Source organism: Noviherbaspirillum humi, from assembly GCF_900188095.1.
In the GTDB taxonomy this organism is placed as follows: Bacteria; Pseudomonadota; Gammaproteobacteria; order Burkholderiales; family Burkholderiaceae_D; genus Noviherbaspirillum; species Noviherbaspirillum humi.
Window position 1 is genome coordinate 218,009 of record NZ_FZOT01000006.1, and the last position, 21,963, is coordinate 239,971.

Consider the following 21,963-nt stretch of genomic DNA (forward strand, 5'->3'; position numbering starts at 1 on the left):
CGCCATTCGACTTTCTGGAGCAAGAGTGAATAACACTACCAACAACAATAAAGACGTGGTTCTGCCGGAGTTCAAGATGCGCGTGCTCGTCATCGAAGACAACCAGGACCTGGCACGCTTGTTCTGCGACCTGCTCGAAGTCATGGGCTGCGAAACGGAAGTCGCCTTCAATGTGCGCGCCGGTCTGCAGAGCACCCTCAAGAATTCCCCTGACATCATCTTTTGCGACCTGCGCCTGCCGGGCGAGAAGAACGGTTTCGATTTCGCCCGCGAACTCCGCGCCAATGCAGACTACGCCGACCTGCCGCTGATCGCGGTGACCGGCTATGGCGACGTCGAGGCGCAGCAGCGCGCGCTGGAAGCGGGTTTCAACCGTGTGTTCGCCAAGCCGATCAAGTTCGCCGAAATCCAGGACGTCCTCAAACAGTATCAGAAGCGGGCCTGACGCCGCCGGCGTGGACGGCCTCGTTACGCCTTCAAAGGGATAGCAGGATGTCGCATCCGCCGGTTTCCCGCCTGTCGAATGCCCCCTTCGGACTGAATTTCGTTTTGCTGCGCCGCCCATGGGCGGCGTTGCTGTTTGTGCTGGCCCTTTTCGCAGCGGGCCATCCCGTCGAGGGCCGCTGCGCGGACAACGACGCATTGTGGACGGCGCTGCGTCAGGGCGGCCATGCCATCTTCATCCGCCATGCGTCCACCACGCCGGGCATAGGCGATCCCCCCGGCTTCATCCTCGACCGCTGCGATACCCAACGCAATCTATCGCCGCAGGGACGCGCTGAGGCTGCCCGTATCGGCGAGACCCTGCGCCGTCGGCAGGTGCCCATCGCCGAGGTCTACAGCAGCCGCTGGTGCCGCTGCCTCGATACCGCAAAGCTCGCGCTCGGCAAAGTGACGCCGGCTCCGATGCTGGACTCGATGTTCAACGATCCGGGCAAGCGCAGCGACGAAGAAAAGACGCGCGAAGTGCTTGCCACAGTTGCCCGCATTCCCGCCGCCGCCAACGTGGTGTTCGTTACCCATGCGCAGAACATCCAGCACATGCTCGATGTATCGCCGGCTCCGGGCGAGATGGTGCTGGCCAAACCCGTGGCGGGCACACTGCGCGTCGTCGGGCGCATCGCGCTCGAATAGGCCCGCCATAATGGTTGGCAACCCCGTGCCGGCTTTCCGAGTAAAATGGCCGCTTCGGCTCGGCCGCGTCATTCCTGACTGTGGCTGATTCCGGGACGGGAACGTCTGCGGCCGCATTCCCGGCTCAACCTTCAGGCCCAAGTGCCATTCACGATGCCAGCAAGACCCGCCCTGGAAGCGCTGCGCGCGGCCACCCGCCAAGCGCATGATGATCTCGAAACTCACCTCGCGATAGCGCGTCCGGGTGCCGGCGCAGCCGAATATCATGCCTACCTGAAAGCCCTGTGGGGATGGATGGCGCCATTCGAGGAGCGTCTCTGGACGGCGCCGTGGCCGGCGACGATCGAGGCGCCGGCGCGCAACGGCAAGCGGCACTGGATCGCCGAAGACCTGCGGCGTTTCGATATCGACGAACGCGAGCTGACAGCGCTGCCAGGCGGCGCCTTCACGCCCGATCTCACGTCAGCCGCGGCCCGTTTCGGCCTGGCCTACGTAATCGAGGGTTCGCAGCTCGGCACCCAGGTGATACGCAAGAACCTGGAGCCGGCACTGGCGCCCTGGAACCCCCGGTGGCTGCAGGGATATGGACCGGAAACCGGACGCCGCTGGCGCGACTTCACCGACGCGATCGAGATGCACCTCGATGATGACGAAGCGCGCCGCATTGCCGCCGAGGCGGCGAAGGCGGCCTTCCGCTCGCTGGCAGAGTGGTTCAGAACCTGACAGCTTTCATGACTTCGACCCGAACCAACAGTATGGAAAGCCAACACGAAGCGATTGACCTGACCGTATGCGAACAGGAAGCGATCCGCATTCCCGGCAGCGTTCAGCCGCACGGTTTTCTCGCCGCGGTGCGCGAGGAAGACATGGCGATCGTCCAGGTCAGCGACAACACGGCTTCCTTCACCGGGCTGGCTGCATCGGCGCTGCTCGGACAGCCGGCAACCGTTCTCATCGGCGCAGCCCCCTGCCTGCGGCTCCGGGATGTGCTGAGGGAAGAGGGCAACATCGCCAAACCCATCCATTTCGATGCGGTGACCCTGCCGGGCGGCGGCGTGATGAATCTGCTGGTTCACCAGGCCGACGGCTTGCTCATGCTGGAGTTCGAGCCGACCGCTTCGACCCTGCCGGGCCGCTCGCGCCATCTGGCCTCGCTGATCTCCGACTTCCTGTCACACTTGACCGATACCGATTCGGTGGAAGCGATGAGCGCTCTGGCGGCGCGCGAAATCAAGACGCTGACCGGCTTCGGCCGCGTGCTGGTCTACCGCTTCGACCACGAGGGCCACGGCCATGTCATCGCCGAGGCCAGGAATCCGGCTTATCACTCTTATCTGCACCAGCGCTTTCCGGCGTCCGACGTGCCGCGGCAGGCGCGCGATCTTTATCTCGCCAACCGGGTCCGGCTGATTCCCGATGCCGGCTATGAGCCGGCAAGCCTGCTGCCGCCCCGCAATCCAGTCACCGGCGAGCCGACCGACCTCTCCTTTGCCACGCTGCGCAGCGTCTCGCCAGTGCACAAGCGCTACATGCAGAACATGGGCACGCTGGCCTCGATGTCGGTGTCTCTCGTGGTCCAGGGCAAGCTCTGGGGTTTGATCTCCTGCCACAACGCGGAACCCGCCTTCGTCGATTTCGACGCCCGCGCCGTATGCGAGCAGCTCGGACAGATTCTTGCGCTGCGCATCGAATCCCGCGAAGAGCGGGACGAGTACACCTACCGGCTGGAGCTGCGGCGCATCCTGGTATCGATGCTGTCGGCGCTCAGCCAGAGCACCGACTTCGTCACCAACATGGCGTCGGTCTCGCATGAGCTGCTGCGCTTTGCCAACGCGTCCGGCGCAGCGATTTGCTTCGAAGGCAAATTGTCCTGCTTCGGCCTGACGCCGGACGCGCCCCAGATCCTCGACTTGGTTGAGTGGCTCAGCGCCCGTTCCCACAACGACCTGTTCCACACCGACGACCTGAGCGGCGCCTATGCGCCGGCCAGTGAATTCAAGGACTGCGCCAGCGGCATCATGGCATTGCCGATCTCGCAAATCCACCGGCATTACCTGGTCTGGTTCCGTCCGGAAGTCATCCGCACCATCGACTGGGCCGGCAACCCCCATCTCAAGGAAAACGTCGGCGACGGCATCGCCGCGGCGCTTACGCCGCGCAGCAGCTTCGCCACGTGGCGCGAAACCGTCCACGGCCGCTCCCTCCCTTGGCGCAAGAGCGAGATCGAAACGGCGCTCGAGTTTCGCACCGCGCTGCTCGGCATCGTCCTCGAGCGGGCGGAGCAGATGGCGGAACTCGCGGAAGGCTTGGGCCGCGCCAACAAGGAACTGGAATCGTTTTCCTATTCGGTTTCCCACGACCTGCGGGCGCCCTTGCGCCATATTGCGGGCTTCACCGACCTGCTGATGGAATTCGAGGGCAGCCAATTGAGCGAACGCGGGCTGCGCTTCCTTCGCAACATCAAGGATTCGGCCCGTTTCGCCGGCAAGCTGGTTGACGATTTGCTCAGTTTTTCCCAGATGGGCCGCGCCGCGCTGCGCATCGACAAGGTCGACATGAACGAATTGGTCACGAATGCGCTGACCAAGATTGCCAATGACGACGAGGGCAGGGTGGTCAACTGGAAAATCGCCAGCCTGCCGATGATCGAAGGCGATCCGGCCTTCCTGCAATTGGCCCTTTACAACCTGTTGGCGAATGCGGTGAAATACACCCGCACGCGCGAAGTGGCAGAAATCGAGGTCAGCTCGGAGAGCACCAACGACGAAATCATCTTCCATGTGCGCGACAATGGCGTCGGCTTCAGCATGGAGTATGTCCACAAGCTGTTCGGCGTTTTCCAGCGCCTGCATCGCATGGAAGACTTCGAGGGTACCGGCATCGGCCTGGCCAACGTCCGCCGCATCGTGGAGCGCCACGGCGGGCGGGTCTGGGCCGAGGGCAGGCCGGACGAAGGCGCCATGTTCTCCTTTTCAATCCCCGTGCACCTGAGCGTGCCTGAACAATCCAGCACTACCCATGTTAAAGCCAATTCTTCTCGTTGAAGACAATCCCAACGACCTCGAACTTACCCTGATCGCACTGGAGAAGAGCCAGCTGGCCAATGATGTCGTGGTGGTGCGCGACGGCGCCGAGGCCATGGATTATCTGAATGCGGAAGGCGATTTCGCCGGACGCGCCACCGGCAACCCCGCTGTCATCCTGCTGGACCTCAAGCTGCCCAAGATCGACGGGCTGGAAGTGCTGCGCATGATCCGCACCAATGCGGGATTGAAGAGCATTCCGGTCGTGATGCTGACTTCGTCGCGCGAAGAGCAGGATCTGCTGCGCAGCTATGAACTCGGCGTCAACGCCTATGTCGTCAAGCCGGTCGATTTCAAGGAATTCATCCGCGCCATCGCCGACCTCGGCATTTTCTGGGCGGTGCTGAACGAGCCGCCGCCCGGCTCCATGCGCTACGTGCGCCGCAGCTGACGGCGCAGGCGGGAAGCGTCAGGCATCTAGCATATGCCGGATCTGGCGCGCCAGCGTCAGGCCTGAATAGGGCTTGCTGAGCAGGCAAAAGCCTGGCTCCAGCTTGCCGTCGTGGACCAGCGTGCCTTCGGCATAGCCGGAGGCGAAGAGGATGCGCGCCGCCGGCGCCAGCTTCCTGATTTCCCGCGCCAGCTCGACGCCGCGCAATTTGCCCGGCATGACCACGTCGCTGAACACCAGGTCCACCTCGGTTCCGTCCGTCAGCAGCCGCAACGCGGCCGCGCCATCTTCCGCCTGCAGGATGCGGTAGCCGTAGCGGCCGAGCAGCTCGCAGGTGGTGCGCCTTACCTGTTCCTCGTCCTCGATCACCAGCACCGTCTCGGTTCCGCCGGCGATCGCCGGTTCCACATCAGCTGCCCCGACCGGCAGCAGTTGCCGCGTGCGCGGAAGAACGATGCGCAGGGTGGTGCCGTGACCGAACCGGCTGTCGATGTCGATATGGCCGCCGCTCTGTTTCACGAAGCCGTAGGCCATGCTGAGTCCCAGGCCGGTGCCCTGGCCGTCCGGCTTGGTGGTGAAAAAAGGCTCGAAGGCGCGGTCCAGCACATCCGGCGGCATGCCCATGCCGGTGTCGGACACGGTGATTCGCACATATTCGCCGCTATCCAAGCCGGGCTGCGCAGTTTCCACCCGAAGATTGTCGGTTGCTATCAGCAGCCTGCCGCGGCTGCCCATGGCGTCGCGCGCGTTCAGGACGAGATTGAGGATCACGCTTTCCAGCTGGTTCGGATCGACCAGGGTGTTCCACTGATCATCGGCGACCCGGATATCCAATTCCGGCCCATCGCCGAGCGCCCGTTTCAGCAGTTCCGTCATGCCATGGAGCAGATCGCCGGGATGGATCACCGCAGGCTGCAGCGGATGGCGACGGGCAAAGGCCAGCAACTGGGAAGCCAGCTTGGCGCCGCGGCCGACGCCATCGAGCGCGGCGGTGATGCGGTCCCGCATGACGGGGCTATCCGCCGCATCCAGCATGAGCAGCTGCAGGTGTCCGCTGATGATCTGCAACACGTTGTTGAAGTCATGGGCCACGCCGCCGGTGAGCTTGCCGACTGCTTCCATCTTCTGCGCATGGTGCAGCGCTGCATGGCTCTGCGCCAGTTCCCGCGTCCGGGCCAGCAGTTCCTGCTGGCTGCGATGCAGGGACAGATAGGCATCGTCGCGCTCGCGGTGGGCGATATGGGCGCTGGAGTGGTAGCGCAAGCGGGCCACCAATTCCAGCTTGTTTGGCCACTTCACCAGGTAATCGTTGGCGCCGACGGAAAATCCCTGCACCTTGTTCTCGGGGCTTTCCTCGGAGGAGAGCAGAATGATCGGCAGCTGGCGGGTTTCCGGATGATTCCGAAACAGCCGGATCAGGCCGAAGCCGTCGATGGCCGGCATCTTGAGGTCGACGAGGACGACCGTGGGCTTGAAGAGCAGGGCATTGTCGAGCGCCTGCTTGGCATCGGGAACGTAATCGAGGCTGAAGTCGGGCTGGCCGTGCAGCATGTCGCTGATCATCTCGGCGACGATGACCTGGTCGTCGATCAGAAGGACTTTGGTTTGCTGCTGCCCCAGGACGCAGTGCATGTTCGATTCGTTTCCCAACCCGTTCTCCGAAATGGCCGCCTTGAGGTCATCTGACCGCACCCAATACAGCGATGGATCGGCGGAATCGAACCAAAGCATGGCTGTCGCAAAATTGTATGAAAATACAGCTTTCCTTTCCAGAACTTTTGAGCAAGCTCAACCAAGCAGGATTAATCACAGTTCAGGCATCGGTTAAGCTTGGCCAGGCAGAACGCTGGCACGTACAAGCCGAAAACGCCGGGCATAACACGGAGGAGACGATACCCATGACGGAAAACCCGAAGGCGCTATGGACGCCGGATGAAGCGCGCCTGAACCATAGCCGGCTCGCCGACTACCAGCACTGGCTGGAAATGAATCACGGCTTGCGCTTCGCCGATTATCCGGCGCTGTGGACCTGGTCGGTGGACCGGCTCGCCGACTTCTGGGAGAGCATCTGGCGCTACTTCGACATCCGCCATAGCATGCCGTACACGGCGGTGCTGGACGCCGAGCGCATGCCCGGCGCCCGCTGGTTCGAAGGCGCCCGGCTGAACTATGCAGAACAAGTGTTCCGCCATCACCTCGACGAGCCGGATCGTCCTGCCATCATTTCGCGCTCCGAACTGCGGCCGACGGCAGAACTGTCCTGGTCCGAATTCCGGCGCCAGGTGGCCGCCATGGCCGCCAGTCTCAAGCGCATGGGTGTGATGCCGGGAGACCGCGTCGCCGCGTATCTGCCCAACCTGCCGGAAACCGCCGTCGCCTTTCATGCCTGCGCCGCCATCGGCGCCGTCTGGTCCAGCTGTTCGCCCGACATGGGCAGTGCCAGCGTGGTCGACCGATTCAGCCAGATCGAGCCCACGGTGCTGCTCGCCGTCGACGGCTACCGTTACGGCGGCAAGGATTTCGACCGGCTCGACGTAGTGCGCTCGCTGCGGCGATCGCTGCCCTCGGTGCGCCATCTGGTGCTGCTGCCTTATCTCGATGCGCAGGCAAGCCTGGAAGACGCCGCCGAATGGAAAGCGCTGATTGCCAACGACGCCGAGCCGGCATTCGAGCAGCTTCCCTTCGACCATCCGCTCTGGATCGTCTACTCCTCCGGCACCACCGGCATGCCCAAGCCCATCGTTCACGGCCACGGCGGCGTCCTGATCGAAAGCCTGAAGGCGCATGGACTGCACGGCAACCTGCAGGCGGACGATCGCTTCATGTGGTACTCCACCACAGGCTGGATCATGTGGAATTCGCAGATGATGGGCCTGCTGCTCGGCGCCACCCTTTGCATCTATGACGGCAACCCCGGCCATCCCGATCTGGGCGTGCTGTGGCGCTTTGCCGAGGAAGCCGGCATCACCTTTTTCGGCGCCGGCGCCGCCTATTACGCCGGCTGCATGAAGGCCGGGCTGAAGCCGCGCGAACTGGCCGACCTGAGCCGGGTGCATAGCCTCGGCACCACCGGCTCGCCGCTGCCGCCGGAAGCCTATGACTGGATCTACCGCGAATTCGGCCCCGGCGTGCTGCTGGTCGGGATCAGCGGCGGCACCGATGTCGCCGCTTCCTTTGTCTGCGGCTGCCCGACGCTGCCGCTGTACGCCGGCGAAATGCAATGCCGCGCGCTCGGCGTGGCGGTGTACGCCATGGATGAGCAGGGCAGGCCGCTGGAGGATGAAGTCGGGGAGCTGGTGGTGACCAAGCCGATGCCATCGATGCCGCTCTATTTCTGGAACGACCCGGGCGGCAAGCGCTACCACGACAGTTACTTCGACACCTATCCCGGCTGGTGGCGGCACGGCGACTGGCTGCGCATCACGCCGCGCGGCGGCGCCATCATCTACGGCCGTTCCGACACCACCATCAATCGCCACGGCATCCGCATGGGCACCAGCGAGATCTACCGCGTGGTGGAAGCGCTGGACGAGGTGCAGGACAGCCTGGTGGTGGATCTCGAGTACCTCGGCCGCGAATCCTGGATGCCGCTGTTCGTGGTGCTGGCGCCGGGCGCGGTGCTCGACGACGCGCTGAAGCAGCGCATCAACCGCCATATCCGGGAAGCGCTTTCGGCCCGTCATGTGCCCAACGAGATCATCGCCATCGGCGCGGTCCCGCGCACGCTGAGCGGGAAGAAGATGGAATTGCCGGTGAAGAAAATCCTGCTCGGCATGCAGGCGGATCAGGCCGCCAGCCGGGACGCCATGGCCAATCCGGAGAGCCTCGACGTCTTCATCGACCTGGCACGGCAACGGCAGGCAGCGGCCGCCTGATCAGTCGGAACGGCGCTGCGCCGCCCAGATGCTGCGCAGCGCCACGCCGGCTCCGAACGCCACATAGGCCAGTCCGACCGACGGGGCGGTCAGGCGGCGGTCGTATCCCGGCTCCAGACGGTCGGGCGTGAGGCGGTAATCGGTGAAGCAGGCCATGCCGGCGACCGCCATCCCGGCAGCCAGCGCCGGCCCCGGCCCGCTGCGGCGGGCCACCTCCCCGAACCAGCGCTCGTAGACTACCGCCCAGAGGGTCGATGAGGCATGGTGGATGCCATAGCCGAGCAGGGTATGGCGCAGGCTCGGCTCGTCATGCGCCACGGCCCGTTCGCCCCAGACCCAACGGCTGATGGCATTCACCGGCGCGCACAGCGATCCGCTCTCCATCGCGCCCCGGACGCTCAGCGCCGCGGTCGAGGTCAAACTGGAAATCGCGCCGGAAACGAGTCCATCGCGCAAGGTTTGCGCCCAGCTGTGGCTGCGTCTTTTCATGGGGATCATCCGTGTGCCGATATCGATGCGGGTTTGTCTGAACGGTAAATGAACTCAGCTTGGCGCTGCCCGGTCGTAAGATGGTCGATCGTTAACATTGTTGCAATGCCACTTATAGATTTCGCCGCGCAGCAACGGTTCCCTTCCAGGAAAGGATGAGAAATTGCAGGTATTGCTCACCGGTGCCAGCGGCTTCATCGGCCGGCAGATCGCCGAGGCGCTGCTGCAGGCGCGCCATGAAGTCACGTGTGCCGTGCGTGATCCGGCCCGGCAAGCCGATCCCCGCATGCGCTACGTCGCAGCCGACTTCACCCGCGACCTCGACCGCGCCGCCTGGGCGCCGCGTCTGCAGAGCGTCGAGGCGGTGATCAATGCGGTCGGCATCATCCGGGAGCAGGGCGCCCAGACCTTTTCCGCCATCCATGAAAGCGCGCCCAAGGCGCTCTTCGCCGCCTGCGCCGAAGCCGGCGTGCCCCTGGTGATCCAGATCTCCGCCCTCGGCGCGGACGAACACGCCGCCAGCCGCTACCACCTGAGCAAGCGCGCCGCCGACGATTACCTCGCCAGCCTGCCGCTGCATTCGCTCATCGTCCAGCCCTCGCTGGTCTACGGCCCCGGCGGCGCCAGCGCCCGCCTGTTCGGCATGCTCGCCAGCCTGCCGCTGATCGGATTGCCGGGGCAGGGCAGGCAAACGATCCAGCCGGTGCATATCGACGATGCGGTAGCGGCCGTCGTGGCGCTGCTCCAGCATCCCGAACGCCGCCCGACGAGCGGCAGCCGCATCGCCCTGGTCGGCCCGCAGCCGATGACGCTGCGCGACTACCTCGCCCGGCTGCGCGCCGCCATGGGCATGGGCCGGCCGCTGTTCTTTTCCGTGCCCATTTCCCTGGTGCGGGTTGCCGCATCCGTCGCCGACAGGCTGCCCGGCAGCCTGCTCGATCCGGAAACCCTCGGCATGCTGGAGCGCGGCAACACCGCCGACGCCGGCGCCATCACCCGTCTGCTGGGCCATGCGCCCCGGCCGGTGGAAGCCTTCATCGCCGCCGGCGCCGCGCCGGCGCTGCGCGCCCGCGCCCGGCTCGACTGGCTGCTGCCGATCGTGAGGCTGACGGTGGCGCTGGTGTGGATCGTCACCGGCATCGTTTCGCTGGGCCTGTACCCGGTGCAGGAAAGCTATGCGCTGCTGGCGCGGGTCGGCGTCACCGGCGTCCTCGCGCCCGTCATGCTCTACGGCGCAGCGCTGCTCGACCTTGGCTTCGGCATCGCCACGCTCTTCCTGCGCGGACGTCTGCTGCGCCGCCTGATGTGGCTGGGACAGATTGCCGTCATCGCGTTCTACACCCTGATCATCAGCTGGCGGCTGCCGGAATTCTGGCTGCATCCCTATGGTCCCTTGCTGAAGAACCTGCCGATGCTGGCGGCCATCTGGCTGCTGATGGAAATGGAGAAAGAGTGATGGATTACCTCACCGTGAAGTGGCTGCACATCCTGTCCTCGACGCTGCTGTTCGGCACCGGGCTGGGTTCGGCGTTCTACATGCTGTTTACCAGCCTGACCAAGGATGTGCGCGCCACAGCCGTGGTGGTGCGCTTCGTGGTGCTGGCGGACTGGCTGTTCACCACGCCGACCATCATCATCCAGCCGCTCACCGGCCTGTACATGATGCACCTCGCCGGCTTTCCGCTCGCCAGCCGCTGGATCATGTGGTCCTTCGCGCTGTATTTCCTCGCCGGCGCCTGCTGGCTGCCGGTGGTATGGCTGCAGATCCGCATGCGCGCCATGGCGCAGGAAGCCGCCGCCGCCAACGCGCCGCTGCCCCAGCGCTACTGGAACTACCTGAAGCTCTGGGTGCTGCTCGGCATCCCGGCATTCTTCGGGCTGGTGATAGTGTTCTACCTGATGGTGACCAAGCCGGCCTGACCCGGCAACTCGCTCCAAGGACGATCATGTTCTCTTTACGTAAACTACTCATCATGTCCCTGTTCTCATTTCTCCTCGGCGCCTGCGACAAGAACGGCAACCCGATCCAGGAATTCGGCCTCGACAAGCTGGAAAAGGGCGTTTCCACCGAAGCCGAAGTGCGGATGGTGATGGGCAAGCCCGACACCGTCTGGGAAGACGACGACGGCAGCCGCACCCTGGAGTATCCGAAAGGACCCGCCGGCTCCCGCACCTGGATGTTCCACATCGACAAGGGCGGCAAGCTGCGTGACTATGAACAGGTGCTGACCATGGAAAACTTCGCCCGCATCAAGCCCGGCATGAGCGAGGATGACGTGCGGCGCATGCTCGGCAAGCCCCGCAGCGTGGCGCAGTACAAGCGCAAGAAAGAGGAAGTCTGGGACTGGAAGTACCTCGAAGGCCCCAATGACCGCCTGTTCAACGTGCACTTCGACATCAATACCCGCAAAGTGACCGGCACCTCGACGTCCGACGTCAACATGGGAGGCTGACAGCATGAGCCCATCGCGTTCCCCCTTCCTCGCCATCAGCCTACTCACGCTCATGCTTGCCGGTTGCAGCGAGACTGCCAAGCTGCCGATGGAAGCCGGCATCGGCCCCAACCCGACCCTGCCGCCGCCGGTCAAGTCGGCGATTCCGACGGTGAACATCGCGCCGGCCAAAGGCTGGCCCGAAGGCGGCAAGCCGGTGGCGGCGCCGGGGCTGGCGGTGAATGCCTTCGCGGCGGGGCTGGAGCATCCGCGCTGGCTGCATGTGCTGCCGAACGGCGATGTGCTGGTGGCCGAGACCAATGCGCCGCCGAAGAAGGACCGGCACACCGGCATTCGCGGCTGGCTGATGAAGAAGTTCATGGCCAAGGCTGGCGCCGGCGTGCCCAGCCCGAACCGCATCATGATTCTGCGCGATGCCGACGGCGACGGCATCGCGGAAATCCGCAGCGTGTTCCTGCAGGGCTTGAATTCCCCCTTCGGCATGGCGCTGGTCGGCAATGACCTCTACGTGGCCAATACCGATGCGGTCATGCGCTTTCCTTACCGCAGGGGCGAACTGCGCGCCGCCGGGCCGGGCGTGAAGGTGGCCGATCTGCCGGCCGGGGAAATCAACCATCACTGGACCAAGAACCTCATCGCCAGCAAGGATGGCAAGCGGCTCTATGTCACCGTCGGCTCGAACAGCAATGTGGCGGAGAACGGCATCGAGAACGAAACCAACCGCGCCGCCATCCTCGAGGTCGATCCGGCCAGCGGCAGCACGCGGCTGTTCGCCTCCGGCCTGCGCAATCCGAACGGCCTGGGCTGGGAACCGAAGACCGGCGTGCTGTGGACGGCAGTCAACGAGCGCGACGAGATCGGCAGCGACCTGGTGCCGGACTACATGACTTCGGTGAAGGAGGGCGGCTTCTACGGCTGGCCCTACAGCTATTACGGACGGCATGTGGACGAGCGGGTCAAGCCGCAACGGCCCGATCTGGTGGAAAAGGCGCTGGTGCCCGACTACGCGCTCGGCCCGCATACCGCATCGCTCGGGCTGGCCTTTTATGAAGCGGCATTGCTGCCGGCCCAGTACCGCGGCGGCGTATTCATCGGCCAGCATGGTTCCTGGAACCGCAAGCCGGCCAGCGGCTACAAGGTGATCCATGTGCCTTTCGCCGACGGCAACCCGAGCGGCCAGCCGCAGGACGTGCTGACCGGCTTCCTGAGCGAGAAGGGCGACGCGCTCGGCCGTCCGGTCGGCGTGGCCGTAGACAAGGCTGGCGCGCTGCTGGTGGCCGATGACGTCGGCAACACCATCTGGCGGGTGGCGCCGGCGAAGTAGGGCGGCAGCATGCGTCGCGCCGGCATGTCCTTTAGAATGGCGCATCGCATCGACGCCGTCCGAGCACTGATTGAACGCCACTCCTAACGTCGCGCCCGCCGGCGCTTCCGCCGCCGGCCACATCCAGGTGGACACGCCCGAATTTCGCCGCACCAACCGGGCGCTGTTCTTCGCCGGCTTCTCCACTTTCGCCTTGCTTTATACCGCCCAGCCGCTGATGCCGCTGCTGTCGGCGGAATTCGGATTGAGCCCGACGGAGAGCAGCTGGTCGCTCTCGGCGTCCACCGGCACGCTGGCCGTGCTGCTGCTGCTGGCAAGCGCGCTGTCGGATGTAATCGGCCGCAAGCTGTTGATGGGCGCGGCGCTGCTGGCATCGGCTGTGCTGACGGTGCTGTGCGCGCTGGCCCAGACCTACCCGCAATTGCTGGTTTTGCGCGCCTTGCTCGGCATGGCCCTGGCCGGCGTGCCGGCCGTGGCCATGGCTTACCTGAGCGAAGAGATCGATCCGCTGGCGCTCGGCAGGTCGATGGGCCTCTACATCGGCGGCACCGCTTTCGGCGGCATGCTCGGACGCATCCTCAGCTCGCTGCTCGCCGACTTCATCTCCTGGCGCATTGCCTTCGCCGTCATCGGCATTGCCGGACTGCTGTCGGCGCTGGAGTTCTGTCGCAGCCTGCCGCCGTCGCGCCACTTCCAGCCGCGCCGCTTCCATGCCGCCGGCATGCTGGGCGACATCCGCCGCCATTTGTCCGATGCCGGCCTGCCGTGGATCTTCCTGATCGCCTTCCTGCTGATGGGCTGCTTCGTGAGCGTCTACAACTATCTCGGCTACCGGCTGGCGCAGCCGCCGTTTTCGCTGCGGCACAGCGCCAGCGGCGCGGTGTTTTCACTGTACCTGATCGGCATCTTCGCTTCAGTATGGTCAGGCCGCCTCGCCGACCGGCTCGGCCGGCGCAAGGTGCTGTGGATCATGGTGCTGGCCATGGGCCTCGGCCTGCTGCTGACGCTTGCCTCCCTGCTGATCGCGGTGATCGCCGGCCTTGCCTTGTTCACCTTCGGCTTCTTCGGCGCCCACTCCATCGCCAGCAGCTGGGTAGGGCGGCGCGCCACCACGGCGCGGGCGCTGGCCTCGGCGCTTTACCTGAGCTTCTACTACCTCGGCTCCAGCCTGCTCGGATCGGCCTCGGGGCTGGCCTGGACGCATGGCGGCTGGGGCGGCGTCACGCTGCTGCTCGGCCTGTGTCTGGCGGCCTGCCTGCTGATCGCCGTCCGACTGCGCAAGCTGCCAGCGCTTTCCTGATGCCAAGCTCTAAAGAATTTCGTTGATCCGGCAAACTGTTCCGGTAGACTCGTCGGCTGATAGAGGGCCGCTGTCTTCCACATAACCCAATCAAACGGGCGGCCTTCCTGACAGGAGACAACCATGACCGATTCCCGCAAACCTTCCGTCCCGTTTTCCCGCCGTGATTTTCTCAAGGCCTCTGCCGCAGCCGGCGCCACGCTGGCCGCGCCTGGCCTCGCCGTCGCGCAGCAGAACTACCCCAACAAGCCGATCCGCCTGATCTGCCCCTGGCCGGCAGGCGGCTCCACCGACGTGGTGATGCGCACCTTCGCCGAGTCCGCCGGCAAGGCGCTGGGCGGCACCATGATCGTCGAAAACAAGCCGGGCGCCGGCGGCATTTTCGGCGCCGCCGAACTGGCCAACGCCCGACCCGACGGCTACACCATTTCCCAGCTGCCGCTCGGCATCTTCCGCCTGCCGCACATGCAGCAGGTCACTTTCGATCCGGTCAAGGACCTGACCTACATCGCCTGCCTGACCGGCTACACCTTCGGCATGGTGGTCCGCTCCGACTCGCCGATCAAGTCGATGAAGGACCTGGTCGACTACGCCAAGGCCAATCCGGGCCAGTTCAGCTACGGTTCCACCGGCACCGGCACCACGCCGCATCTGGTGGTGGAGCAGTTCGCCCGCCGTGCCGGCGTCAAGCTGCTTCACATTCCGTACAAAGGCAATGCCGACGGCATGCAGGCGCTGCTCGGCGGCCACGTCATGGCGCACAGCGATGCCACCGGCTGGGCCGGCGCGGTGGAGTCGGGCCGCGCCCGCCTGCTCGCCACCTACGGCAGCAAGCGCACCAAGCGCTGGCCCAACGTGCCGACGCTGCAGGAACTCGGCTATCAGACCGTCTCGGATTCGCCGTTCGGCATCGGCGGCCCGAAGGGCATGGACCCGGCCCTCGTCAGGAAGCTGCACGACGCCTTCAAGAAAACCCTGGAAGATCCGAACGTGCTCGCGGTGCTCGACAAATTCGACCAGCCGGTGATCTACATGGATAGCGCTGCCTACACCAAGTTCGCGCAGGACACCTACCGCGAAGAGAAGGAAACGGTGGAGATGCTCGGCCTGCAGAAGACCAGCTGATTCAGCATGGCGCTCAGGCCGACTGCGGCCTCGGGCGCCATAAGCGGTTAAGCAGCGGCTTGACGCTGGTGCCATGCATCAGAATGGAAAGCGTGATGACCACCAGCGTCATCGGCACCAGTTCCCGCGCCACTTCCGGCGACAGGCCATGCTGGATAGCGTACATCAGGTAGTAGACGGAGCCGATGCCGCGCACGCCGAACCAGCCGGCGATGCCGCGTACCCGCCAGGTCGTGTCGGAAGGCGCCAGCCCGATGAAGACGCTCAGCGGCCGGGCGATGAAAAACAAAAACAGCGCCAGGCCGACGGTGCGCCAGTTCCAGAAATCGAGGAACATCATCCCGCCCAGCAGCAGCACCAGCATCAATTCCGACAGCCGCTCCAGATGTTCCTTGAACACCAGCGCCTGGGCGCTGACGATGGGCGGCGGCTCTTCCTCGTCGGAAGCGATCTCCACCGGTTCGGCGGTGTCGGCATTGAGTTTCTCGGGTTTCACGCCGGCGCGCCTGGCCAGCGTCAGCTCGGTCTGGCGCAGACCCACCGCGGCGAAGAACACCGCCAGGAAGCCCCAGGTATCCAGCAGCACGCAGGTGCCGTAGACGATGCCGATCAGGCCAAGCCCCACCAGGTCGTCGAGCACATCATGCTTGCGCTCTTCGCCGCGCAGCTTCCACACGATGTAGCCGATCAGCCCGCCACTGAAGGCGCCGATGACGATGGCGCCGAAGGTGGCCCACAATACGTCTTTCGCTACCCACTTCCAGCCGAAGTCGCCGATCTCATGCAGGCCGAGCAGGCCGAGCCCTAGCATCACAAAGGGAAAAGCGGTACCGTCGTTTAGGCCGGCTTCGCAGGTCAGGGTGGACCGCAGCTGATCGTTATCGCCGGGATGGCGCGATTGCACATCGGTGGCCAGCACCGGATCGGTAGGCGCCAGCAAGCCGCCGAGCAGGATGGCAGCGCCAAGCGGCAGGCCGAGCACCAGATGGCCGAATGCCGCCACCAGCCCGACCGTCACCGTCATCGACAGCCAGGCCAGCAGCAGGGCGGGGCGCCAGCGCGAAAGCTTCACCGGCACCGGCATCTTTACCCCAGCGGAAAAGAGCGAAATCAGGACCGCGATCTCGGTCAGCAGTTCCAGTGTCTTCGATTGCTGCAACGGGTCGAGGTAGAACACATTCATCACCGATGGCCCGAGCGTGAATCCGACAGCGAGATAGATGATTGCCGGGGTGAATGGCAGGCGCTCGAAGGCGGCCGCCGCGACGCCGCGCGTAAGCATCAGCAAGCCGATGAGCAGGAACCAGTTGGCTGTCGCCATGATGTTTCCGGGAGGTTTATCGATTCCTTTGCGACCGCCAAAACCGCGCTTGGTTGCAGGAAAAGCTAAATGCTCCCGATCAATGACTCGCATGCAGTAACTGAAAGCACTCGAAAACGTTGCCGTGGAAAGCGTGATCCGACCCGAAACTTTGCCTCGATTCCCGCCATTTCATCCATGAATCGCCTGGCGGTGCCATTCAACGGCAGGTATATCGGCGTCTCGCGGCGTGCCGCGAAAATCCGCCGACGACACTGAAATCGACATGCGGCGCCATGGGGACCGCCTTTGACGCGGAATTCGATGAGCAAGACGTAAAAGCCGCATGGCCCACAGATGAGTCTTGGGCCGACGGCCGCATTAGCCTGGAGTTGACCTGGGCTTTCGCCCGGTTTTGATCGACGGGATGTTCCACGGATGATCGCTCGTGAACAAGTGGAGCCTGTGTGACAGCCGAGAGCCAGGCAGTTCTATCAAAGTAAATAGGGCCTTGGGAAAGGTGCCGGACGAATATCTTTCCCCAAACCAAACCTTCCTATAATTTGTGTTATGTAAAGTAAGAAAAGACGCGAATGTATTTGGCAACATCACGCTAGCCGGTACTGCCATGGCCAGCCTCTCGCAAAGCACAGCTCGAAGAACAAGGTTCATGCGCCGCTCACCCGCTCCGGCAAATTCCCACACCAAGAAGGTGGCCTTCGCCTTGCTCGGCTTGGCCGCCTCCCCGCTATAGACTGCTAATGCACATTCGCCGTGGTGCCAGATTTACCGGGGACAGATTTGCCTAGCGGCGTGCTGAGCTTGTCAAGCGCTGCTCGCTGACGCTGCGTGGCCTGCTGCGCCGCCTCCGAGCCAATACGGGCAACCTCGTCCACAACGGCGGCTGCGGTGCGACTGGTCTCTGGTACATGACGCTCGGCAGCCTTGGATAGATCAACCTGGGTTCGGGCGGCGATATCAGTCAAGTGCTGCTGATAAGCGCGCAGTTTCTCTGCAGCCGGCTGCGCCTGTGCAGCGGCGATCGACAATGCCTCGTACGGGTCCTGTGCGGAAATCACCTCACGGGTGCTCTCGAACGACTCTTGCAAGATGGTCTGCACGACCTGGATATTGAGTTCATTCAAACGCTGCATGGAGCCGAACAATTGCTTGGACATTTCCGATAACAGATTGAACTGCGCCTCCATGTGCGCGCGGGCGGACTCGGGCATTTGCTGGTTGAGTGCAATCATGAATTACCTCTCTTAGGTTCAAGTCGGGTGAAATCAAACTGAGATGCCATGCTGGCATACACCAATGTGGCTGGCGATCTCTTCTCTGCGTTCAGGTGCCGGCGCGCGGCGAAGCGCTCGACTTGCTTTCGGCAGCGCGCTGTGCCGGTTGCGCTTGCTGTGGTTGCTGAGGCGCTTGCTGCGATGGCGCAGTGGCTGCCTCCATCGCAGCGCGTTGGCGCTGACGAGTGCGTTCCGCTTCTTCAGCGGCGCGGCGCTCGACGTCGTCTGCCATGGCTGCAGCAGTACGGCTGGTCTCCGGCACGTGGGATTCGGCCGTTTGAGCCAGGGCTGCTTGCATGCGGGCGGCGATATTGGTCAGGTGCTGCTGGTAGGCGCGCATTTTCTCAGCGGTCGGCTGAGCGTGGCCAGCAGCGATTGACAAGGCTTCATACGGATTTTTGGCGCAGATGACCTGCTGCGTATTGGAAAGCGATTCCTCCAGAACGGAACTGGCTGCTTGGATGTTGAGCTCGTTTACCTTCTGCGCCGTATCGAACAGCTTTTCAGAGAAATCCTTCAGAAAGGAATATTGAGCATCGATATGCGCCAAGATAGCAGGCGTGACAGGCTGGGAAAAACGTAGCATGAAGTCACCTTTCAATGAGATTGCAAAGAGCGCGCCATGGCAGAGGAACATCCATCGTCACCTGCGCGAACGCGGAAACAGTAGAGGTTGGCCAATTAGGCAAGTTCCAGGCACTCGCAAATTTCCTATTGCACTGCAAAATCACTCCGACCCTCATTGAATCTAGAGATTAGCCTAGCTAACCCTTATTTTTGCTGCATTTGCAAATATCAGTGGTGACGGATACCCTTCAAAAAATCGCAAGCGCATTAGTTCGTCAGAATGCGGCGCTTTCTGCAACTGAGCACGTCGTGGCGCAGTGTGGGCCTGTTCACTGATCCAAGTAACCGGATCGCGTCAATGCGTGCTGGACTCTGCCGCAAAAGAATGCATCGATTGCCGGCGCCAGTCGGAACAATATCCACGCAACGGTCCGCAGTGCACCCGGATGTTTCTGGTATGCGATGGCCAGAGGTGGCAAGTGAAGCGGCAAGTAGAAAAACGTCTGGCAAGAAGGCGGTAACGGCTTCCTCAAGCTGCCTGTCTCAGGTCGGTTTCGTCAGAAAACCCGGCCGCTCATCAATCAATCAAGCGTTATCCGCCCAAAGGCAAACAGGACGTCGCCATTGCCCTTGCTGCTGGACAGCCGCGGTACATAGGACAGGAAAAGCTTGCCGCCGCGCGGGCCGATGGCGGCGAGCGGCAGTACGACGGGAAACGGGAATCCGCCAAAGTAATCCTGTCGGCTCATGAGTTGGGCGGTCCATCCCAGACCACCTTCGATGCCGAACGCGAGCGGCTTGGTCCATAAATAAGCATAGCCGGCCATCAGCTGCGGCTTGTAGTGCGAATCCCGTATGACGAATGCATACAGGGATTCATCATTCTGTTGCGGATTGCGCCACGTCCGGCCGATGCCCAGGCCCCAGGCATCGCGCTCGTTGAAGCTCTGGATCTTTTCATCCGAATAGGTTCCACGCCCATGGCGGATTCGGCCCGAGACGTACAAGTCGAGGCTACCGTTCTCCATGATGGTGTCATAGCGCTCCCCCGCGGATTTCCGCCAGTGGTCCCAGGCGTCATTGGCGCTTGCCGGCAGGATGGCGCTGAACAGGCAAACGCATGAGGCAACCTTGACCGGCTTCAGTAAAGACATCATCGCAAGAATTCCAAAAGGAAAATCCCTATATGGTAACCATGCTTGACTAGAAATTCAGCATCTGGCGCAATTGACTGTTACTTCGATGAAAAGGATGGCCAATGACCGATGATCGAAACCCACCCGGCCTGGCTTCCGGGACGACGTTGCTAACCACTCTCTCGATGGCAGCTTTCGCCGCCAATTCCCTGCTCTGCCGGTTGGCCCTGCGCGAGACGCACATCGATGCGGCCAGCTTCACGACGATACGCCTGGCATCCGGCGCCCTCGTGCTCTGGATCATCGTGCGCCTGCGCCATGGCGCCTCCGGAAGTCGAGGCAGCTGGCCTTCCGCGCTCGCGCTATTCGCCTATGCGGCAGCCTTCTCTTTCGCCTACCAGTCGCTTCCGGCAGGCTCGGGCGCGCTCATTCTTTTCGGCGCGGTGCAAGCCACCATGATCGGCTTTGGCTTGTGGCACGGTGAGCGCATGGGAATGATGCAATCGGCCGGCTTGCTGCTCGCGGCGTCAGGACTGGTGGGATTGATGTTGCCCGGGCTGGCGGCACCGCCGCTTTCCGGGGCGCTGCTGATGACGACGGCGGGCATCGCCTGGGGCATCTACTCATTGCGGGGACGCGGCAGCAGCGATGCGACGATCAATACCGCGGGCAACTTCATGCGCTCGCTTCCTTTTTGCGCAGCACTGACGCTGGCCACCCTGCCCGCCGCCGAAATCGACCAACCGGGCACGGTCTACGCCATCGCTTCCGGCGCCATCGCCTCCGGGCTTGGCTACGCGGTCTGGTATACCGCCCTTCCCCGGCTGCGCGCGACCACGGCGGCGACTGTTCAGCTCAGCGTACCGGTCATTGCGGCCGTTGGCGGCATCGTTCTGCTAAGCGAACCCCTCACGCTGCGCCTCGTCTTGGCCGCCGCTGCGGTATTGGGCGGCATCGCGATGGTGATTTCGGGGCGACACGGACGAAGCGGCGGATGAACTTCGTCAGAATGGCATGCTAGCCAATGCCTTGCGCGCCCTGCGATCAATCGCAGCAAGCCCTCAAGCGCAGCCCTGGGCCGGCACCATAGATCACCGTAGTGAAGCAGTGGTCTGCGGTCAAGATGTGACGTTGGATTCGCATCGACACGTGAGCTCGGCATCATTTCCGTCGTAGCACAGCGCGGTTCGACCTTCGCCTTGCAGCGGAGTGTTTCACCCTGCCAGGAAACGCTGCCAAGCCTAAACTGCTGGCAGCGCAATGCTCTTAATAAACAAGCTTTTCGTGGATTCACTAAGGCAGGAAGATTGCCGTTCATGCGGCCCGCCGCATCTTCAGCAGTTCACGCACTCTTACCAGCGCCTCGTCGAGCGGATTGCAGGAGGTCTTGCTGACGCCACTCCTGCAACCATAATCGACGCCGCAACTGATGCCGCAGGCGCACTCCACCCGCATCAGCTCTGCATCGGAACGGTCGAGCAGCCACCGCGACAAGGCCGGATGCTGCAGGAATTTCGACTTCAAGCCTTCGAAGATTACATTGCCGCACACCGGCGCCCAAGCCGCGGCCACATATCCCTGAACCTTGTTCCCCAATTGCCGCTGCTTCATCGGCGCGCTCACCCGCATGACCTGGTCGGCGACACGGATATCGCCAAACCAGAGCGCTTTTTGATGACTCAGGTACTGGATGAAGCTGATGTAGCGGATGCCGTTATGAATGAAAGGCGTCTTGGATTCGGCAAGCAGATTCTGCGCGTCGGCAGAGATGGTGTTCATGATTGAAGCAGCTAATTTTATTTCCGCACAGAAACTAACATCTTAGCTGTACGCTCTAGTCAACATCAATATGTAAAAGCGGGTACGTTGCAGGGATACGATAAGACCGGGCCTATGGATATGTGCAAATCCCAAGCCGTGGGAAGAATCAATCACCCAAAAAGGACGTTTAAAAACTCGTGCCTCGGGTCTCATATAGGCAAATCTTAGATTAGGCGGAGCGTTTTGGTTTAGCGCTGCTCGGGTTGCCACAGCCGTCACAAGTCGCTTCTGCGGCCGCGCCAGGACGCCCATGAGGATTCATCGAAGCGAGGCCGTCCGCACAAAGGGTCCGCACAAAGCGTCCGTACAAAGCAAAACGCCCCGCACTCTGATGAGGCGGGGCGTTTTCGGGTAAGAGCCTGACGATGACCTACTTTCACACTGGTTGCAGCACTATCATCGGCGCAAAGTCGTTTCACGGTCCTGTTCGGGATGGGAAGGGGTGGTACCAACTTGCTATGGTCATCAGGCATGACTTGTCGCTGCCTGTGCGTGCGTTGCTGCTGCACGTTCAGGCAACCAATCTGGAATCCGTAGTAAGGATGTGTGTTACTTAATCTTGGGTGTGATTGATCTCACGCGATCTTTCGATCGGGCTTTACGCTACTGGCTTTGCCTATAGCCGGTCAAGGTTATAGGGACAAGCCGCACGGGCAATTAGTACTGGTTA

The 21,963-nt window shown here is 63.0% G+C and carries 20 protein-coding genes and 1 rRNA gene; 13 read left to right on the plus strand and 8 right to left on the minus strand.

The window, feature by feature from the left end:
* Positions 1-25 precede the first annotated feature (25 nt).
* From CHB88_RS12035 to CHB88_RS12055, 5 genes are all read left to right on the plus strand, one after another.
* On the plus strand, positions 26-445 hold the full coding sequence (locus CHB88_RS12035; RefSeq protein WP_176442429.1) for a response regulator: 420 nt from the start codon (positions 26-28) through the stop codon (positions 443-445).
* A 47-nt stretch (positions 446-492) separates the two neighbouring features.
* Complete coding sequence (locus CHB88_RS12040) at positions 493-1,134, plus strand: histidine phosphatase family protein (RefSeq protein WP_089399568.1); 642 nt, start codon at positions 493-495, stop codon at positions 1,132-1,134.
* A 153-nt stretch (positions 1,135-1,287) separates the two neighbouring features.
* On the plus strand, positions 1,288-1,857 hold the full coding sequence (locus CHB88_RS12045; RefSeq protein WP_089399569.1) for a biliverdin-producing heme oxygenase: 570 nt from the start codon (positions 1,288-1,290) through the stop codon (positions 1,855-1,857).
* Positions 1,858-1,889: 32 nt separating this feature from the next.
* The gene (locus CHB88_RS12050; protein WP_217900156.1) at positions 1,890-4,178 is read left to right on the plus strand and encodes an ATP-binding protein; all 2,289 of its coding nucleotides are present in this window, start codon (positions 1,890-1,892) and stop codon (positions 4,176-4,178) included.
* On the plus strand, positions 4,153-4,608 hold the full coding sequence (locus CHB88_RS12055; protein ID WP_089399571.1) for a response regulator: 456 nt from the start codon (positions 4,153-4,155) through the stop codon (positions 4,606-4,608). Before CHB88_RS12050 ends, CHB88_RS12055 begins: the two co-directional genes overlap by 26 nt.
* Positions 4,609-4,626: 18 nt before the next feature.
* Here the strand turns inward: CHB88_RS12055 and CHB88_RS12060 are convergent, their stop codons facing one another.
* Complete coding sequence (locus CHB88_RS12060; RefSeq protein WP_245844931.1) at positions 4,627-6,258, minus strand: response regulator; 1,632 nt, start codon at positions 6,256-6,258, stop codon at positions 4,627-4,629.
* Positions 6,259-6,506: 248 nt separating this feature from the next.
* Here CHB88_RS12060 and CHB88_RS12065 point away from each other — a divergent pair, with 248 nt between their 5' ends.
* Positions 6,507-8,483 (plus strand): acetoacetate--CoA ligase, encoded by a 1,977-nt coding sequence (locus CHB88_RS12065; RefSeq protein ID WP_089399572.1) that lies wholly within the window; start codon positions 6,507-6,509, stop codon positions 8,481-8,483.
* Here CHB88_RS12065 and CHB88_RS12070 read toward each other — a convergent pair whose 3' ends face one another.
* Positions 8,484-8,972 carry a hypothetical protein gene (locus CHB88_RS12070; RefSeq protein ID WP_089399599.1) on the minus strand — a complete coding sequence of 163 codons (489 nt, stop codon included), beginning with the start codon at positions 8,970-8,972 and terminating at the stop codon, positions 8,484-8,486.
* A gap of 163 nt (positions 8,973-9,135) precedes the next feature.
* Here CHB88_RS12070 and CHB88_RS12075 point away from each other — a divergent pair, with 163 nt between their 5' ends.
* The 6 genes from CHB88_RS12075 (at position 9,136) to CHB88_RS12100 (ending at position 15,174) form a co-directional block, all read left to right on the plus strand.
* The gene (locus CHB88_RS12075) at positions 9,136-10,428 is read left to right on the plus strand and encodes an SDR family oxidoreductase (protein WP_089399573.1); all 1,293 of its coding nucleotides are present in this window, start codon (positions 9,136-9,138) and stop codon (positions 10,426-10,428) included.
* Positions 10,428-10,892, plus strand: coding sequence for a DUF2269 family protein (locus CHB88_RS12080; protein ID WP_089399574.1), 465 nt, complete (start codon positions 10,428-10,430; stop codon positions 10,890-10,892). Before CHB88_RS12075 ends, CHB88_RS12080 begins: the two co-directional genes overlap by 1 nt.
* 53 nt (positions 10,893-10,945) lie before the next feature.
* Positions 10,946-11,425: an outer membrane protein assembly factor BamE domain-containing protein gene (gene bamE, locus CHB88_RS12085; protein WP_245844932.1), complete on the plus strand. Its 480-nt coding sequence runs from the start codon at positions 10,946-10,948 to the stop codon at positions 11,423-11,425.
* A 4-nt stretch (positions 11,426-11,429) separates the two neighbouring features.
* A complete protein-coding gene (locus CHB88_RS12090) occupies positions 11,430-12,749 on the plus strand; it encodes a PQQ-dependent sugar dehydrogenase (protein ID WP_089399576.1) in 1,320 nt (439 codons plus the stop codon).
* Positions 12,750-12,819: 70 nt separating this feature from the next.
* Positions 12,820-14,049, plus strand: coding sequence for an MFS transporter (locus CHB88_RS12095; RefSeq protein ID WP_089399577.1), 1,230 nt, complete (start codon positions 12,820-12,822; stop codon positions 14,047-14,049).
* Positions 14,050-14,172: 123 nt separating this feature from the next.
* Positions 14,173-15,174 carry a tripartite tricarboxylate transporter substrate binding protein gene (locus tag CHB88_RS12100; protein ID WP_089399578.1) on the plus strand — a complete coding sequence of 334 codons (1,002 nt, stop codon included), beginning with the start codon at positions 14,173-14,175 and terminating at the stop codon, positions 15,172-15,174.
* A gap of 13 nt (positions 15,175-15,187) precedes the next feature.
* On the opposite strand, the gene CHB88_RS12105 is transcribed toward CHB88_RS12100, so the two are convergent.
* From CHB88_RS12105 to CHB88_RS12120, 4 genes are all read right to left on the minus strand, one after another.
* Positions 15,188-16,495, minus strand: coding sequence for a cation:proton antiporter (locus CHB88_RS12105; RefSeq protein WP_089399579.1), 1,308 nt, complete (start codon positions 16,493-16,495; stop codon positions 15,188-15,190).
* Positions 16,496-17,232: 737 nt separating this feature from the next.
* A complete protein-coding gene (locus tag CHB88_RS12110; RefSeq protein ID WP_245844933.1) occupies positions 17,233-17,727 on the minus strand; it encodes a phasin family protein in 495 nt (164 codons plus the stop codon).
* Positions 17,728-17,818: 91 nt separating this feature from the next.
* A complete protein-coding gene (locus CHB88_RS12115) occupies positions 17,819-18,406 on the minus strand; it encodes a phasin family protein (protein ID WP_245844934.1) in 588 nt (195 codons plus the stop codon).
* A gap of 511 nt (positions 18,407-18,917) precedes the next feature.
* Complete coding sequence (locus CHB88_RS12120; RefSeq protein WP_245844935.1) at positions 18,918-19,490, minus strand: hypothetical protein; 573 nt, start codon at positions 19,488-19,490, stop codon at positions 18,918-18,920.
* A 104-nt stretch (positions 19,491-19,594) separates the two neighbouring features.
* On the opposite strand from CHB88_RS12120, the gene CHB88_RS12125 reads away from it, so the two are divergent.
* The gene (locus tag CHB88_RS12125) at positions 19,595-20,470 is read left to right on the plus strand and encodes a DMT family transporter (protein WP_089399581.1); all 876 of its coding nucleotides are present in this window, start codon (positions 19,595-19,597) and stop codon (positions 20,468-20,470) included.
* A 316-nt stretch (positions 20,471-20,786) separates the two neighbouring features.
* On the opposite strand, the gene CHB88_RS12130 is transcribed toward CHB88_RS12125, so the two are convergent.
* Both CHB88_RS12130 and rrf read right to left on the minus strand, forming a co-directional pair.
* Positions 20,787-21,251 (minus strand): NADAR domain-containing protein, encoded by a 465-nt coding sequence (locus CHB88_RS12130; protein WP_089399582.1) that lies wholly within the window; start codon positions 21,249-21,251, stop codon positions 20,787-20,789.
* A 399-nt stretch (positions 21,252-21,650) separates the two neighbouring features.
* Positions 21,651-21,763 (minus strand): 5S ribosomal RNA (gene rrf / locus CHB88_RS12135).
* Positions 21,764-21,963 lie beyond the last annotated feature (200 nt).

Excerpts from the sequence above, each read along its gene's own strand:
- CHB88_RS12055 (WP_089399571.1), top strand. The coding sequence starts at position 4,153 with ATGTTAAAGCCAATTCTTCTCGTTGAAGACAATCCCAACGACCTCGAA.
- CHB88_RS12040 (WP_089399568.1), top strand. The coding sequence starts at position 493 with ATGTCGCATCCGCCGGTTTCCCGCCTGTCGAATGCCCCCTTCGGACTG.
- CHB88_RS12110 (WP_245844933.1), bottom strand. The coding sequence starts at position 17,727 with ATGATTGCACTCAACCAGCAAATGCCCGAGTCCGCCCGCGCGCACATG.
- CHB88_RS12065 (WP_089399572.1), top strand. The coding sequence starts at position 6,507 with ATGACGGAAAACCCGAAGGCGCTATGGACGCCGGATGAAGCGCGCCTG.
- CHB88_RS12120 (WP_245844935.1), bottom strand. The coding sequence starts at position 19,490 with ATGTCTTTACTGAAGCCGGTCAAGGTTGCCTCATGCGTTTGCCTGTTC.
- CHB88_RS12115 (WP_245844934.1), bottom strand. The coding sequence starts at position 18,406 with ATGTTCCTCTGCCATGGCGCGCTCTTTGCAATCTCATTGAAAGGTGAC.
- CHB88_RS12130 (WP_089399582.1), bottom strand. The coding sequence starts at position 21,251 with ATGAACACCATCTCTGCCGACGCGCAGAATCTGCTTGCCGAATCCAAG.
- CHB88_RS12090 (WP_089399576.1), top strand. The coding sequence starts at position 11,430 with ATGAGCCCATCGCGTTCCCCCTTCCTCGCCATCAGCCTACTCACGCTC.
- CHB88_RS12080 (WP_089399574.1), top strand. The coding sequence starts at position 10,428 with ATGGATTACCTCACCGTGAAGTGGCTGCACATCCTGTCCTCGACGCTG.
- CHB88_RS12125 (WP_089399581.1), top strand. The coding sequence starts at position 19,595 with ATGACCGATGATCGAAACCCACCCGGCCTGGCTTCCGGGACGACGTTG.
- CHB88_RS12045 (WP_089399569.1), top strand. The coding sequence starts at position 1,288 with ATGCCAGCAAGACCCGCCCTGGAAGCGCTGCGCGCGGCCACCCGCCAA.
- CHB88_RS12050 (WP_217900156.1), top strand. The coding sequence starts at position 1,890 with ATGGAAAGCCAACACGAAGCGATTGACCTGACCGTATGCGAACAGGAA.
- bamE (WP_245844932.1), top strand. The coding sequence starts at position 10,946 with ATGTCCCTGTTCTCATTTCTCCTCGGCGCCTGCGACAAGAACGGCAAC.
- CHB88_RS12100 (WP_089399578.1), top strand. The coding sequence starts at position 14,173 with ATGACCGATTCCCGCAAACCTTCCGTCCCGTTTTCCCGCCGTGATTTT.
- CHB88_RS12070 (WP_089399599.1), bottom strand. The coding sequence starts at position 8,972 with ATGAAAAGACGCAGCCACAGCTGGGCGCAAACCTTGCGCGATGGACTC.
- CHB88_RS12105 (WP_089399579.1), bottom strand. The coding sequence starts at position 16,495 with ATGGCGACAGCCAACTGGTTCCTGCTCATCGGCTTGCTGATGCTTACG.